This window comes from Acinetobacter sp. Res13-Abat-PEC15-P4-01, from assembly GCF_015676285.1.
GTDB lineage: Bacteria > Pseudomonadota > Gammaproteobacteria > Pseudomonadales > Moraxellaceae > Acinetobacter > Acinetobacter nematophilus.
Map to the genome: position 1 here is coordinate 1 of NZ_JADAIN010000036.1, position 13,933 is coordinate 13,933.

The 13,933-nt window shown below is 36.0% G+C and carries 17 protein-coding genes and 2 pseudogenes; 14 read left to right on the forward strand and 5 right to left on the reverse strand.

Features of this window, described 5'->3' with window-relative positions; translation table 11 throughout:
- Positions 1–13: 13 nt before the first annotated feature.
- The 4 genes from IMO47_RS12740 to IMO47_RS19685 all read left to right on the forward strand — a co-directional run bounded on the left by IMO47_RS12740 (position 14) and on the right by IMO47_RS19685 (position 2,490).
- Positions 14–574: a TPM domain-containing protein gene (locus IMO47_RS12740; RefSeq protein WP_196077187.1), complete on the forward strand. Its 561-nt coding sequence runs from the start codon at positions 14–16 to the stop codon at positions 572–574.
- A gap of 345 nt (positions 575–919) precedes the next feature.
- Positions 920–1,456: a hypothetical protein gene (locus tag IMO47_RS12745; RefSeq protein WP_196077188.1), complete on the forward strand. Its 537-nt coding sequence runs from the start codon at positions 920–922 to the stop codon at positions 1,454–1,456.
- Positions 1,457–1,706: 250 nt separating this feature from the next.
- Positions 1,707–2,015, forward strand: coding sequence for a hypothetical protein (locus IMO47_RS19680; protein ID WP_227552262.1), 309 nt, complete (start codon positions 1,707–1,709; stop codon positions 2,013–2,015).
- 211 nt (positions 2,016–2,226) lie between these two features.
- Positions 2,227–2,490 carry a hypothetical protein gene (locus IMO47_RS19685; protein ID WP_227552263.1) on the forward strand — a complete coding sequence of 88 codons (264 nt, stop codon included), beginning with the start codon at positions 2,227–2,229 and terminating at the stop codon, positions 2,488–2,490.
- A gap of 31 nt (positions 2,491–2,521) precedes the next feature.
- On the opposite strand, the gene IMO47_RS12755 is transcribed toward IMO47_RS19685, so the two are convergent.
- Complete coding sequence (locus IMO47_RS12755) at positions 2,522–3,142, reverse strand: HAD family hydrolase (protein ID WP_004994339.1); 621 nt, start codon at positions 3,140–3,142, stop codon at positions 2,522–2,524.
- Positions 3,143–3,246: 104 nt separating this feature from the next.
- Complete coding sequence (locus tag IMO47_RS12760; protein WP_004994337.1) at positions 3,247–3,513, reverse strand: hypothetical protein; 267 nt, start codon at positions 3,511–3,513, stop codon at positions 3,247–3,249.
- A gap of 159 nt (positions 3,514–3,672) precedes the next feature.
- On the opposite strand from IMO47_RS12760, the gene IMO47_RS12765 reads away from it, so the two are divergent.
- A complete protein-coding gene (locus tag IMO47_RS12765) occupies positions 3,673–3,900 on the forward strand; it encodes a helix-turn-helix transcriptional regulator (protein ID WP_004994336.1) in 228 nt (75 codons plus the stop codon).
- Between the two features lie 118 nt (positions 3,901–4,018).
- Here IMO47_RS12765 and IMO47_RS12770 read toward each other — a convergent pair whose 3' ends face one another.
- Positions 4,019–4,615, reverse strand: a complete 597-nt coding sequence (locus tag IMO47_RS12770) for a LexA family transcriptional regulator (protein ID WP_004994334.1) — start codon at positions 4,613–4,615, stop codon at positions 4,019–4,021.
- 75 nt (positions 4,616–4,690) lie between these two features.
- Between IMO47_RS12770 and IMO47_RS12775 the strand changes: the two genes are divergently transcribed.
- The 6 genes and pseudogenes from IMO47_RS12775 to IMO47_RS12800 all read left to right on the forward strand — a co-directional run bounded on the left by IMO47_RS12775 (position 4,691) and on the right by IMO47_RS12800 (position 11,236).
- Positions 4,691–4,888, forward strand: coding sequence for a hypothetical protein (locus tag IMO47_RS12775; protein WP_004994331.1), 198 nt, complete (start codon positions 4,691–4,693; stop codon positions 4,886–4,888).
- A 17-nt stretch (positions 4,889–4,905) separates the two neighbouring features.
- A pseudogene (locus IMO47_RS19690) lies at positions 4,906–5,085 on the forward strand (phage antirepressor N-terminal domain-containing protein); the annotation flags it as partial.
- A 372-nt stretch (positions 5,086–5,457) separates the two neighbouring features.
- A complete protein-coding gene (locus tag IMO47_RS12785; RefSeq protein WP_196077189.1) occupies positions 5,458–6,885 on the forward strand; it encodes a site-specific integrase in 1,428 nt (475 codons plus the stop codon).
- Positions 6,882–8,819 carry a hypothetical protein gene (locus IMO47_RS12790; RefSeq protein ID WP_196077190.1) on the forward strand — a complete coding sequence of 646 codons (1,938 nt, stop codon included), beginning with the start codon at positions 6,882–6,884 and terminating at the stop codon, positions 8,817–8,819. The genes IMO47_RS12785 and IMO47_RS12790 overlap by 4 nt, the downstream gene beginning before the upstream one ends.
- The gene (locus IMO47_RS12795) at positions 8,816–10,873 is read left to right on the forward strand and encodes a hypothetical protein (protein WP_196077191.1); all 2,058 of its coding nucleotides are present in this window, start codon (positions 8,816–8,818) and stop codon (positions 10,871–10,873) included. Before IMO47_RS12790 ends, IMO47_RS12795 begins: the two co-directional genes overlap by 4 nt.
- Before the next feature lie 3 nt (positions 10,874–10,876).
- Positions 10,877–11,236 (forward strand): hypothetical protein, encoded by a 360-nt coding sequence (locus tag IMO47_RS12800; protein ID WP_196077192.1) that lies wholly within the window; start codon positions 10,877–10,879, stop codon positions 11,234–11,236.
- Between the two features lie 178 nt (positions 11,237–11,414).
- Here the strand turns inward: IMO47_RS12800 and IMO47_RS12805 are convergent, their stop codons facing one another.
- Positions 11,415–11,690 carry a DUF1524 domain-containing protein gene (locus IMO47_RS12805; protein WP_196077193.1) on the reverse strand — a complete coding sequence of 92 codons (276 nt, stop codon included), beginning with the start codon at positions 11,688–11,690 and terminating at the stop codon, positions 11,415–11,417.
- Between the two features lie 71 nt (positions 11,691–11,761).
- Between IMO47_RS12805 and IMO47_RS19695 the strand changes: the two are divergent.
- Positions 11,762–12,037 (forward strand): annotated as a pseudogene (locus tag IMO47_RS19695) (hypothetical protein).
- Positions 12,038–12,081: 44 nt separating this feature from the next.
- Here the strand turns inward: IMO47_RS19695 and IMO47_RS19890 are convergent.
- Positions 12,082–12,432: a prepilin-type N-terminal cleavage/methylation domain-containing protein gene (locus IMO47_RS19890; RefSeq protein ID WP_196077194.1), complete on the reverse strand. Its 351-nt coding sequence runs from the start codon at positions 12,430–12,432 to the stop codon at positions 12,082–12,084.
- A 370-nt stretch (positions 12,433–12,802) separates the two neighbouring features.
- Here IMO47_RS19890 and IMO47_RS12815 point away from each other — a divergent pair, with 370 nt between their 5' ends.
- The gene (locus IMO47_RS12815; protein WP_180183541.1) at positions 12,803–12,973 is read left to right on the forward strand and encodes a hypothetical protein; all 171 of its coding nucleotides are present in this window, start codon (positions 12,803–12,805) and stop codon (positions 12,971–12,973) included.
- A gap of 225 nt (positions 12,974–13,198) precedes the next feature.
- The gene (locus IMO47_RS19895; RefSeq protein ID WP_196077778.1) at positions 13,199–13,552 is read left to right on the forward strand and encodes a prepilin-type cleavage/methylation domain-containing protein; all 354 of its coding nucleotides are present in this window, start codon (positions 13,199–13,201) and stop codon (positions 13,550–13,552) included.
- Positions 13,553–13,933: the final 381 nt, after the last annotated feature.

Genomic DNA, 13,933 nt, shown 5'->3' on the forward strand with positions numbered 1-13,933 from the left:
GCGCATCAGGCTCATGGTAACAAAAACTGAAACAACGGAAATTTTGACTGAACCGAAATTACAGGAACAAGTACAGCCGAGTTTTAAGCGTTGGCTCAAACATTGTCTTTATATGCCAGCATCAAAACGCTATTTTTCCAAGCAGGATCAACATGCGATTGCCCAAGCGGTCACATTCGCTGAAGAAGGGCATGTGGGCGAAATACAGGTGGTGATCGAAGGACATATTCCGAGTCATCAGGCTTATCGCCAAAATACGCGTTTAAGAGCACAACAGCTCTTTGCAGAATTGGGAGTTTGGGACACCGAATATAATAGTGGTGTTTTGCTGTATCTAAACTTGTGTGAAAAAGCGGTAGAAATTGTGGTAGATCGTGGCATCCATCAGGCAACAACACCGCAAACGTGGCAACAGATTTGTGATGAAATGATTGTGCAGTTAAAAGATAAACAATATCGTTTGGCGGTAGAACATGGTGTGAGTGAAATAGGCAAAGTATTGAATTTGTTTTACAAACAACAAAAACCTGATAATATGAATGAATTGGCAAATCAGCCGATTATTCTGAATTAATGTCAAATAAAAACCGAAAAACTTTTAAACAAGAGTGACAGTAAATGTCACTTTTTTACGTTTAATTACTTAAAAAAATCAGATGTAAAAAAAAGCTTGTAAACTGTTACATACTCTCTAAAATCGAAGTGTGTAAGTTGGTTGTTGATTTTTTCCACAAAAAACAGCCACATAAATTGCTCGAAAAAAGGCTAATAAATTTTTAAAAACATTGGAGAAATGTTATGAAATCAGTTCAAAAGGGTTTTACTCTTATCGATACTCCATAAGTGTCCACATAAAATGAACAATCCATAAGTAAGTCAATATGGACATCATCGAATAATCGACAGACCCGTTCCCGCTATGAAGCAGAAATATTCCTTTGCTCTTCTTTTGTTTCTTCCTACATTGATTCATGCACAAGCGTTAGACTTAATTCAATATTCAGATATTTCATCAATTCCTCAAATTGCTTTGAATCCAAAAATCCAAACAGAACTTCAAACATTGTTAAAGCATGATTATCTAAAATTTCAATCTAATTTCGATAATTACTCAGCGCCCTATTTACTAAAGATAGATGAGGCTCTGTATTATGAAGGTCGGTCTGGAAGCAGTTTAGATGCTTCATCAGCGATTGTTTTTAAAGATGGGCGATTGTTTGCTGCAATTTATTTTGCCAAAACCAAGACGTTAAAATACTTTAGCAATGATGCAAGTTGCTCAAAACAGTTACATCCTGCGATTCAAGTCTTTGCTCAGCAGCGTGAAATTCAAAGTATTGAGTATGTGACAGCAAGAGTGGAAAGCGCTTTAAAATATCATCTTGGTTTAGCTGCTCAATGTGAGGCTTATATAGAAAAACTAAAGAAAGGAAACTCAAGCTTTTTGAACATCTAAACCAAGATGAAAAATCTATAATGGCTCAATGGAAAGGTAAGTGAGTCGTATAAAATAAACGGGGAATATTTTTCCTTCAATAAGCTCAGGAAACTGTTGGCTGAGACTTCGGCGTGAGCTTAGTCGGACGCTTGTCGAAGCCATTGTGTGACAATATACTCCTATGGACTAACTTATACTCAACTTGCACAAATTATGTTGTGTAACGTATGTAACATGTTGAAATTGTTAAAAAATAGGATAACTAAAAATGCAACAGACTGAATTAAAACAATTACCAGACTGGTTATTAGAACAGTTACCCAAAATAACAGAACCAGCAATTTTATCACTGTGGGATACGAAACTTGTGGTCACTTACCCTGATCGTATGGAAGCAATTCACGAAAGCTTAAAAGACGTACAACACCAGATCCATCATGTCAAACCTAAAGATTCACAGATTCTACCAGAGGGTTATCAATATTTTGGTGAGGATAAAGAGAGTGGTTGCCTATTTTTTAAAACCTCTGAGCATCTTCCTAGTAGTTTTTTTCCTACACCGATAAAAAAAATTTGAGCATTTACAATCTGCTTTACAGACTGCCTTTGAAAATGAGCAAGCATATCTCGCAAATCCAACAGACTTTTTAACTGCTTATCATTTTATTGATACACAGCCAGCTTTTTGGACGGTTATTGGTGATGTACCATCATGGCACTGGAATACAGGGGGGCATTGCCAAAATGTTTATCACGGTGCATATAATGATGAAGATAATGGACAATTAGTGATTTATTTAGAAACTGGCTCACATCTCAATAAAGTAGAAGATGGTGGTAAATTATACCCAGAGCATTATCATGATTATCGTTTAGATGTTTGGGCAAATACGTTTGAACAGGCGTTTATCAAGTTGGCGGCAATGGTATATAAGTTTTTTGACCATCAAGGTGTTGAGCGTCCAAATGTGCCACATATAAAACCAGCATGGGTTCTGGAGCTTGATGAACGAATTGCAGAATTTAAAAAATGGAAAAATGAGGAGCTGTGAGTATTCACTATTAGGTGGCGTCCATGAGTTATTAAAGTATGTCGTTTAAAACATCTGCTAGCTTTTGACCATTCTTACGATCAATTAAACGTGCTGACATACCAAATTCATTTGGACCACTATAATCAGCTAAAGGTGTATCTCCGATAAACAAAACATCTTTGGCACGACATTCTAATTGATCTATTAAATATTGATAAATTTGTGACTCTGGTTTAATTGCACCAACTTCATAACTCCAAGCATAAGTATCGATGTTAGGTAATAATGAAGAAACAACTTTTCCATATGGCATGGCTAAATTTGAGCATAATGCCAATCTGAATCCCAATTCTTTTAATTCTTCTAAAGTTGAGAGCGTATCTTCATATAGAACAATGGATTGTAATTCATCGTTTAAATCATGCTCAAGTTCTTGTAATAATTGGTCTGGAATATTTATTCCTAGTAATTTTACAAGTTCAGTAAAACTTAAATTTTGAGACATAATGAATTTGGCATCATCAGGTTTTGGCTGTCGCCCATTTTCCTTAAGCCATTTTATTAATTTTCTATATGGGGAGCGTCTTTCCCCTATCTTCACAAGTGTGCCAAATACGTCAAAAATAATGACTGAAGGCTCAATATGGCCTGCTTTTATAAATGATTCCATATTTCTATACCCAATTAAATTAAGCTTTATTTCTTGTTCAGATTACCATAAGAGCATTACTATAAAAATTTAAGGGAGATATTTGATATCTCCCTTTGATTATTTTATTCACTGAAGTTTGCAAACATAATTTTAGGAAAGTTTTTCATGAAATGACGTCTAACATGATTGAAGTCGTTGAGGTCATTTTGAGTTTTTGAAAAGTAATTAACCCAAGCTAAAGTTGCATCTTGGTCATTTAAGTTAGGATTAACATTCAGAAATAAGGCTAAATCAAATGTACGGTCAATATTAAACTCTTTGATTAGAGCAACAGCAGTTGAGCGGACTTCTTCTGAAACAGAGAATTTTGGAGAAAAATAGTTATTCATAGCTGAACTCGCATAGAAATTATATAATGATATTTAGAAAGATTAAATTGTCTCACTATGAAACAAAATAACCTTCTATAGGTTAAATTATCATTTTAAAAATTATTTATCAAGTTAAATTAACTTACTGTAGGTTATTATTCTGATTTGAAGGTTGCTATGATTAGATGTAGATTGTCAGCTTTAATGGGTGAACGAAAAATTTTAAAGTTAAGTGAGGTAGCTCAGGCGACCAGTATTAATCGCAATACGCTAACGAGTCTTTACTATGACCGGGCAATACGAATTGAACTTTCGGTTGCTGATACTTTGTGTAAATATTTTGATTGTAATATGCAAGATCTATTTGAATATACTAATGGGGATGAAGAAAGGGATGACACCTAGTAAAATGTCATCTCTTTTTTTAAAGCTCAATAGGATGTTTTAGATACAACTCAGGATCATTTCAAACAGTCTGAATGTATTAGGCAATACTCTTGCCCTCATACTTGATAACTATTATTTAGATCAACCCTTGCCTGTATACTACTTTACCTAAAACTATTATTTCTGACTCGTTCACCGTGTTGTCAGGATAAGCTGAATTGTCTTTAGTTATTTCAATCAACCCATTAGCACTACGGTGTAAACGAACAACCATTCTTTCACCATAGAAATATATTAAATAAATTAATCCCGATATAAAGTATTTATCTGACGTATCAACTAAAACTAAATCATCATTAAAAAGGGTTTCCTGCATTGCATCCCCCTTAATCTTAAAAACGCTTAGTATATCTACTTCATTTAAATGATTTTTAGTGCAAAATGATTTAGAGAGCATAATTTTATCTCCATCATTATTGCTAAAAGATATAACCTGATCGCCATCTAAATCATTTATATCAAGAGAACAAAGATCACTTTTACTGAAAATCTGATCACTTATATCAAGCGCTTTTAAGATTTTCATATATGTAGCTTGACGTGGTTTTGCGGTACCAACTTCATAATCAGAAATTTGTTTTCTTGAAATACCAACTGCATTAGCCAATTCTTGTTGAGATAGCCCTCGCTGTGATCGAAAAAACCTTAAACGCTCAGAGAAATCAGCAACCATAAAAAAATCCTTGACAGCTATCAAAACCTATCATAAATTATCAATTGCTATCTTGAAGTTATGAAAGGAGTTATCATGTACACATGTTCTTATGATGACGAATTAGCAGATATTGTCAAGGCTGCTGCAAAACGCGAAAACCGCACATATCGCGGTCAATTCAACCACTATTTAAAATTGATCCTTCAGCATGAAGGTCTTTTAGAAAGTCCAGACAACAAAAAAGCAGATTGCACTCGCCAAAGTAACCAATCTGCCCACATTCAACCCTAACCAAAGGAATCGAAACCATGAGAAGTCTAACCCAAATCGCAGTACCTTTCCATAATGCTGAATTATATGTTGTTGAGCATAAAGGGCAACCCTACACCCTCATGCAAACTATTGTTGAAGGTATGGGCTTGGATTGGAAAAGGCAATTCGTCAAACTAAAACAGTGTTTTGCACAAGGTATGGTGGAAATCACCATACCTACAATATGTCATTTACATTTAATAGCCGTCTTGGAAAACCATAAGTATCATTTATTTCAAAAAATTCTTGGATACTGGATAGCGAAAATATTGCAGGAATCATTGGTGATCCATCTGGACCTAAGAAAGAGCTTCTATCTGAAATTATTCAAGCAGCAGCTAAATGCTTAACCAAATAATTTCACTACTTATTCCGTAGAGCAATTATTTTCATTCGGCAAAAAGTATAAAAGCCCATGCGGGAACATGAGCTTTTATGAATGTCTTGATTGGCGTCCAGACACTTCGATTTTGATAGATAGGGCTATTTTTGTCAATCCTATATCAAGGTCACTTTTTGCCTGTTTTTTAATAAACAGGAGGCTCAAAATGAGCACTAAACTTAAAAATGGTCAGTCACGCTACCAATCGAAAGCCAAAGTTGTGAGCATCAAAAAATTTCAGTTATTGGCGTTGGTTAATGCAACCCGTTGTTTAAATGATGCAGCGTTTGAAAAACATGGTGATGCTTACCTTGAATTCCCTGTAATTGTTCAGGGAGATGGTAGCCCTTCTGACGTTTTTAATCTGTATTTGCTGAAAAAACTTGAGCAAACAATACAGTATGATTTTAAAACATTTGCATCTATTGCCAATCAGCTTGTTGATTTTCAGCGTTTTTTAGAAGATGAGCAACTGGACTGTTTGAAGTTTCACAAACTAAAACAGTCAAATGCGATTTTTAAATATCGTACTCGTTTGATTGAGCAGGCAAATGCAGGTCTAATTTCAGCTCGCTCTGCAAGTAATCGAATTAATGCAGTGGTGAACTTTTACCGATTTCTCGTTACAGAAGACTTAGTTGATCATCAGCGCTACGGTATACCGTTTAAAGACGTCTACAAATACATTGCGGTGGATAATGAGTTTGGTGCACGTCGAAAAATGGCAATTAAGTCACATGATCTTGCAATTCATGTTCCAGCCAAAGCGCCAAATTCTGAAGCAATTGTGGATGGTGGTGAGTTAAGTCCACTTACTGTTGAAGATCAAGCAGTTATATTAAAAGCATTGCGGAAGTCATCACGTGAATATCAGTTGATGTTTTATCTTGCATTGTTTACAGGTGCTCGTTTACAAACGATTTGTACTTTACGAATAAAAAGCTTAATTGGTTGTGAGCTTGATAGTCATGGCTTTATTCGTCTGCCTGTTGGAGCAGGGACAGGCATTGATAGCAAATTTCAAAAGCCAATGACCTTATTGATCCCCAATTGGTTAGCGCAAGATCTTAAAATTTATATCAATAGTGAGCAAGCGAGTCAGCGTAGACAGAAGTCAAACTATGGCGAATCGGATGAAAACTATGTGTTTCTCACAAAATTAGGGACACCATTTTATACAAGTAAAGTAGAGCAGCAAGAGTTGACCGAAAAGATCAAAAGCTCTGACTCATTTGGGATGAGGCTTAAACTGTATGAAGGTGAAGCCGTTCGTAGTTACTTAAAAGTCGTGTTGTTACCCGAAATTCGCCTGATTGATCCGCAATTTCCAAGCTTTAAATTTCATGATTTACGTGCCAGTTTTGGTATGAATCTACTGGAAAGCCAGTTACAGCATTTACCTGAAGGGCATTCAGCTATGACAGCAGTTGAATATGTGCAAGCTCGGATGGGTCATCGTAATATTAGTACGACTTTGCAATATTTGAACTATAAATCACGGTTGCAATGGCGCAGTAAAATTCAGCATGAGTATGAGTCTAGCTTGATGAAATACGTCAAGTCCTCTGTGGATTTAGCAGGAGATTTGTCATGAATTTTATTCGTACTCCATTGTTTGTACATATCACTGATATTCATAAACAGATTACTGAGCATGAGCGTTTAATACTCGTGCTCAAAGATAAAACGGCCTCATTTTCTTTTAGAACTTTAGATATTGGTACATTCTTTTTTGCTAAAAGAGCATGTTCTTCCGATATATCAGACAATGAGCTTGTCGCTTCTTTTGATGAAAAAAGACGCTATTTTTTAAAATATTTTACAGATTATATACTGCAAATGGATGGATCGGACCTATCAAAAGGGTTGTTCTATTCCATCATCAAGATGTTTTTGGATTGGATTGATCAACAAAAGAAAATTTTTGATTTATCCGATAAGGACAGCATGATCGATGCCTATCGTCGCTATAGTAAATCTCTGGTTGATCGGACTTTGCTTGCGGACACTGATGAAGATAACTTGGCTGCGCATACCGCAAAGCAGTATCAGCGTTATGTTGCAAAACTGATTGCATATGTATTTGATTGTCATGAAATTGATATTTCTAGTCAAGCGATGCAAGTACAAGCACAGCATTATGATGTTCCTGTTTTACCGATTGCACAGGAAGATCATCAGAAGACGTATGCAACTTTGTTGAATGTCTTTCTTGAAATTTATCGTATTGTGATGCAAGGCGCAGATTTTCCAGCACATTTTCAGTCCGTGGATCAGGAAGAGTTCTATTTTTACTCAGGTTTTCATCATCAAACTGAAAAACAACATATTCAGTTTGATATGCACAGCTATTTATCTAAATATTCAGCTATTCCCGATTTTTCAAAAATGCTGGTGGATTTCGGGCTTGCTGAGGATAGTGAACATCGAAAACGTTTACGTGAAAATCGTAATCAAGCTATTCGCAACCTTGAGGAACGTAATAAAGACAAACGACATATGGAGCGAGAGCGACTTGCTTCATATGGTCTAGTCATCGGTATGTTACTCTTTATTGCACAAACGGGGGCTAATTTAGACACAGCTCAGCAGTTACAGCTGGATACGATGGAAATCTTGCCCTCAACTCAGGGACGGAGATTTTCGGGCACAAAAAGCCGTGCTGGTGGGAAAGAAGTTCAGCCTGAGTTTGGGGTGAAATTTGAACCTGTTTTTAGACAAATTTTAGAACTTCGAGCATGGTATATCCAAGATGAAACCTGTATTTTTGTCTTTCCACAACGTAATGAAATTCAAAGACTTGTGCCGATTGGGAATGGTAAGTTGCAATTACTCAAAAGCTTTTTACAACGCATTTTCCCTCAAATGGTTTGGATTACTCCACAACAGTGGCGTAAGCACGTCAGTAGTCAGTATGTCGAACTAAGCGATGGCGATTTATTGCTTGAAGTCGAAAAAATGGGACACTCACTCGATACTGCGAAGAAAAACTACAGTCGAACTTCATTTAAAGATGCAAGCCAACAGATTTCACAATTCTTTTATGAACTGCGAGAAGTTGCAGTGTCACAAACTCGAACCGTTGAGCGTATTCCTGTGCAAATGCTAGATGAAACTATTGATGCTCAAGCCTCACCTGTCGGTGCATGTGCCTCTATCCATCCACAGCCTGAAAAAGCTATTGGGTTTACTGAACGAGCCCCTACACCCAATTGTCAGCAATTTGAGCATTGCTTATTCTGCCAACACTATGCAGTCCACGCTGATGACGAAGATATGCGTAAGCTTTTATCACTGAAAAGCCTGCTCGGCTACGTTAAGCAAAAAGCCACGGACTTAATCAAGTGGGAACAGCAGTTTGGGGTTGTGCTACATCGAATTGACGAAGTACTCAAGGAGTTATCAGATACTTATGAAAATTTACGTGATCATATTTTTTCAATTCAAGAAGAAGTAGAAAGCGGTGATTTAGATGCCTATTGGCTCAATCATTTTGAATTGCTAATTGATTTGGGGTGGATATCATGAGTTCATTTAATTCATATCTATATTCATTGGGTATTGCTGAGCAGTTCTTACCTGATGAGTACAATCTACTGAATAATCAGCTGACTGTTCCAAGTACTTTTGTATTATCGCGAATGAAGAGTGGTGAGATATTGTCAGTTTATTCAGACAATATCTGGGATCTTTCTCCATATTTACCGAAGTGTGATTGTCGCCTGAATTTTGATAGTTGGCTTGAAAATGCCCGAGAAAATGACTTTCTTTACTGTCAAATTCGGGCAGAAATGAAAAAAATCAGTTTTGCTTTGCTTTATATAAAATCTGGTAAGTCGATTATTAAAAGTATCGAACAGCGGCATACGGTTTTACGCCAGTTTGCAGCAATTGCATATAAAAATGGCTGTACATTGCAGCAGTTATTTAGCGATGTTTCTTATATATCAAAAGTAAATGATGCTTATGTTGGGGTAAGCTATCAAAAAGCCATTCACATTAAAGCATTTATAACGGATTGTTTTGCCTTACAACAGCAATACCCATTGCTCATTCCTGCGTTTAGTACATATAAGCCAATAGAGCATTTAGCAAAGTTGGCTGCTCAACTCAGGTTGCAGTCAGGCAAAGTAGGCCCACAAACCAAAGTTGTTCCTTCACGGCTTTATATAGCCTTAATTAATGCTTTAGCAGATAAATTGAATGAATTTAATCAAAACGCATCAGCACTTCTGAAATGGTTTCAGCGCAAGCAGCAGGATGCAAATTTTGCTTTGATGCCGACAGAATTTAAGCGTAAAAAAAATGCGGTAAGTTTTGCTGATGCTCGAGATTTGCTCGGTTTAACGGCACTGTATGAAAATAATCAGATTCAAAAACATGCCAACCTCACCCGTTATATGACGTTGATTCAAGGCATGGCCAAGTTGTGGATTCATCTCTTTACAGGGATGCGTGATAATGAAGTGAATCAGCTGTCATCTGATTGCTATCAAACTATTCAAAGTAATGAGCATCTTGTGCATGTCATTATGGGCTATACATCAAAATTACACGGGGGTGGCAACAAGTCTACGTATTGGATCACGTTTGAAGATATTCAAGTAGGCGTTCATGCAGCACAAAGTATTGGTGAAATATACGCCCTGTTCAACCCACATTATGATATGTCTAATTCTGCTGAATACCCATTATTTCCAACGCTATATTCGCAAAAGCATCGAAATAAAAATAACCGCAATATTGAGCATGAAACGGATTTTATCTCTAATTTTGAGGGTGCTCCGACTCGAACACAGTCTAATTTTAATCAGTATTTAAGCCGTATTTCTGTATTGCTTGGAGAGGGGGTGAAAATCACAGAAAGTGATATCGCCGAGCTTGAAGCTTTTGATGGTTTCCGCAACTGGCGTGAAGAAAAAGACTGTCAAATTGGTCAATACTGGAATATTTGCACGCATCAATTTAGACGTTCGCTTGCAGTTTATGGCGCTCGTTCAGGCATGATCGGACTTGGCGCTTTGTCAGTCCAATTTAAGCATCTAACAGAGTCTATGACGTTGTATTACCGTAATAATGCGGTATTTGCACCAAATATTTTAGTGAGTGACAGTCAAAAAGAGTTTATTCAAGAACTGGAATATCAGCGCTTGGTGCATTCTTATGCTCAGTTTGAAGATGGTGTAATTAATAGTGCTAGCCGTTTACTTGGTGGGGCAGGAACCTATTTGCAGCTACAAAAAGACCGCGAGCAATTACTCACAGTATTTCCAAACCGTGATGAAACCATTAAGCGTATGAAAAAGGGTGAAATTGCCTATAAGCCTAGCTTGTTTGGCGCATGTACCAACCCTGATTCTTGCGAAAAAATTTCATTTACTGCGATTACCAGTTGTTTGAGTTGTGCCCATGCTGTGTTTGATGCTGAGAGTGCTGAAAAAATGCAAAAAGCGGTTCAGCGGCTACAACGGCAGCGAGATATGCAAGTACAGAACAGTCTGCTATACGCGCAAATGGACAGTGAGATTTTGGCTTTAAACAAAATGATTCAAAAAATTAAAACGATTAATATTGAGGTGTAAAATATGAGTGCACTTAATGATTATTACGCTGCTTTAGAGCGATTAAAAGCCAACAAACCAGAGGTTCTACCCAAAGGCTCTGCCATTAATAACGATACGGTTGCAATGGAAGCTGGACGTAAACGAGGTTCGATTAAGAAGAGCCGTCACGCTGCATTGATTAATGTAATTGAGCAAGCTGCGCAGGCTGCGGGGCAAAATGTTCTTTCGCCTGCACAACAGATTGAGCAGGCGAAAAACCGTACCAAAGCAGCAAAGACCAACTATGAGCAACTTCAGGAAGATTATGAAAAATTGCTGGAAAAGTGTAATTCGTTGTTGATGGAGAATTTTGAGTTAAGACAAAGTGCTCGAACTCTATAATTGAAACAGCCACTAAATTTTGTAATTTAGTGGCTATTTGATTTTAATTCTTTATTGATAAATGTTATTTAAAGACTGAAATTAAACGATTTTGTATGGCGATCTCTCGTTGCTCAATATCATTTTTTATCCAGTCATTTTGAGTGAGGGTACTTAAATCAAGAACAGTTTGAATTTTTTACTGGGCATATCGCGCCTTTTTGATACCAAAATAACCATTCCCAGCTTGAATATTTAGTTTCTTTTCACAAATAACCTTATTCCCTAACTTTTCAAGAAACTCATCTGTATCGGCTCTAGACCAGCTATTATAGTTTGTATCTTGCCATTTTTTAGGAAAAATATGCTCTATATCTAAAGTGGTGGTAATTAATTCGTTTTGGTTTGGGGTTAGATAGGCATCAAGCAACAAGAGACTTCGAGTCAATTTCGATGAGTTATATTGTGATAGCAATGCCCTGAAATCATTTTCATTATGAATGATGAAGTTAAATTTTACGGGCTGTCCTTTGAAATTAATAAGCTATTTATCGTAATAAAAACTCTGCCATAAATGTAGCACTGGAAGCAAGGCGTAAACGGGATTCGATTAAGAAGAGCCATCATGCTGCGCTTATAGAGGCAATTGAGCAAGCTACACAGCAAGTTGGGTAAAATGTTCTTTCGCCTACACAATGGATTGAGCAGGCTAAAACTAAGACCAAAGCTGTAAAAAGTGATTATGAACAGCTTAAGGATGATTACGAAAAACTGCTGGAAAAGTGTAACTCGCTATTGTTGGAAAATTTTGAGTTAAAATAAAAAACGCATCTCTTAAGATGCGTTTTTTTGAGTAAAACTACAACTTATTGTAGCTCGCATTTACCTGATGCAACTGTACAAACAGCTTTAGTCTTTTGACCACCCGTAATAGCTGCTTCAATAGTTGCATCGCCTTTCGCTGGTTGAGTAGCAATTACGCATTTACCTGTAATGTTAAAGTTAGCAATAGCTGGCATAGCTGTTACACCATCTGGATCATTTTCATGCAAGATAAATTGGTTGGTAAAGTTTTTAACAGTTGCTAAACATGATTGATCAATTGAGCGCTTAGTATAGTTTTGATAAGCAGGAATCGCAATTGCAGCCAAAATACCGATAATAGCGACAACAATCATCAGCTCGATCAGGGTGAAGCCCTGTTGATTTGATTTCATAACATTCTCCACAAATGTTTTGTTAATTTATTTATAAGCTTTGTAAGCTAATTTATAGTTTGCACAAAGTGTGCCAAAGCATAGTACCCAATAATTCTAAGTGAAATCAATAGATTGTTTAATGGATTCTGATAAGTGAAAAATCTCAAGGTAATTTTATGTAACTAATTGACAAATAGTGTCAGTTTTGTTGGTTTTACGAGAGGCCATGTTGTAAATGGTTTGTCGCTATAAACGCTAAATTATTAGCAGCTAAACAAGTAGACAACTATATTAGTTTAATCATGATTACTCGTGTGGGGATGAAAGCAATCTAAAATTGAAAAGTGCTGTTCTATGCGGAACGCTTCATACATGGGGGAGTGATAGAATGAAACGGCTAAAAGACTTCAAAGTAAACGAACGAATACCTCGTCCAGCTGTAAAAGTTTTGTCTATGCAATCTGGTGATGATGCAGCAATTCGACGTATTGCTTTGCACCATGCAAAACGTGTGATTCGTCAACATAAAGAAGAAATACAAAAGTTGGCTTATAAATGAGTCTGGATTTTTTAATTCCATTTTTAACTTATCAAAATTTTAAAATATCTCCCGACCAGTCTGCTTTTATAAAATTAATCCTATCGCACTCAACAAAAGTTATTTTCTGATATGGACAAAAATCAAAATTTTGTCTATCAAAAAGCCTGTCCATATGGACAAAATGAAGAATGAAGTAAAACAAGGTAATTCAATAACTTAATATGTATCCATATAAAATGACTTATGGAATGTATCGAATTAATGATCGTTGTAGCAATTATCGGTATTCTTGCTGCGATTGCGATTCCTGCGTATCAAAACTATACCAAAAAATCTCGTGATGGCGCATGTATGTCAGAGGTTAAGGGGTATGCAAATATTTTATATACTTGGGCTGTAGATCCTAATCGTTCAGGAACTCAACCAAAATTTGATGATACAACATCTAAGAATTGTAATGCTGTAACTGGTGGTGATAAGATTGTAGATGCTACAACTTTAGCTGCGATTGAAACAACAGCAAAAGAAGGTACTGGTGGTAAAATCACTTGTGATTTAACAAAAGGTGCATCTTGTACTATTGCTGCGGCGCCATAATTTTGTATAAAAAGTAATTAAATATTTTTATTATGTAAAAAATTTAAAAAACGTCTACTAGATTAGGCGTTTTTTATATAAATGTTAATACTCTTCTTGAGTTGATTAAGCTTAAGTGTATAAATGTATGTGGTAAAAAAGTATAAAACTCCTAAAATATATTTTATATAAAAATATTAATCATGAATTTTCATATCTTTTTTTAAGTTAACTCAAGGTTATCGTTTTTATGGTTAAAATTAAATTAGCTATCAGGTAATTCATTCTCTTTGTTAACTTTATACAAGATTTAAATTTTAATATATTAAACCTCTATTTATTTTTACTAATCATATCTTTATACTTTGGTGTTGCTTTGTATGTATTATTAAGATTCTAAAA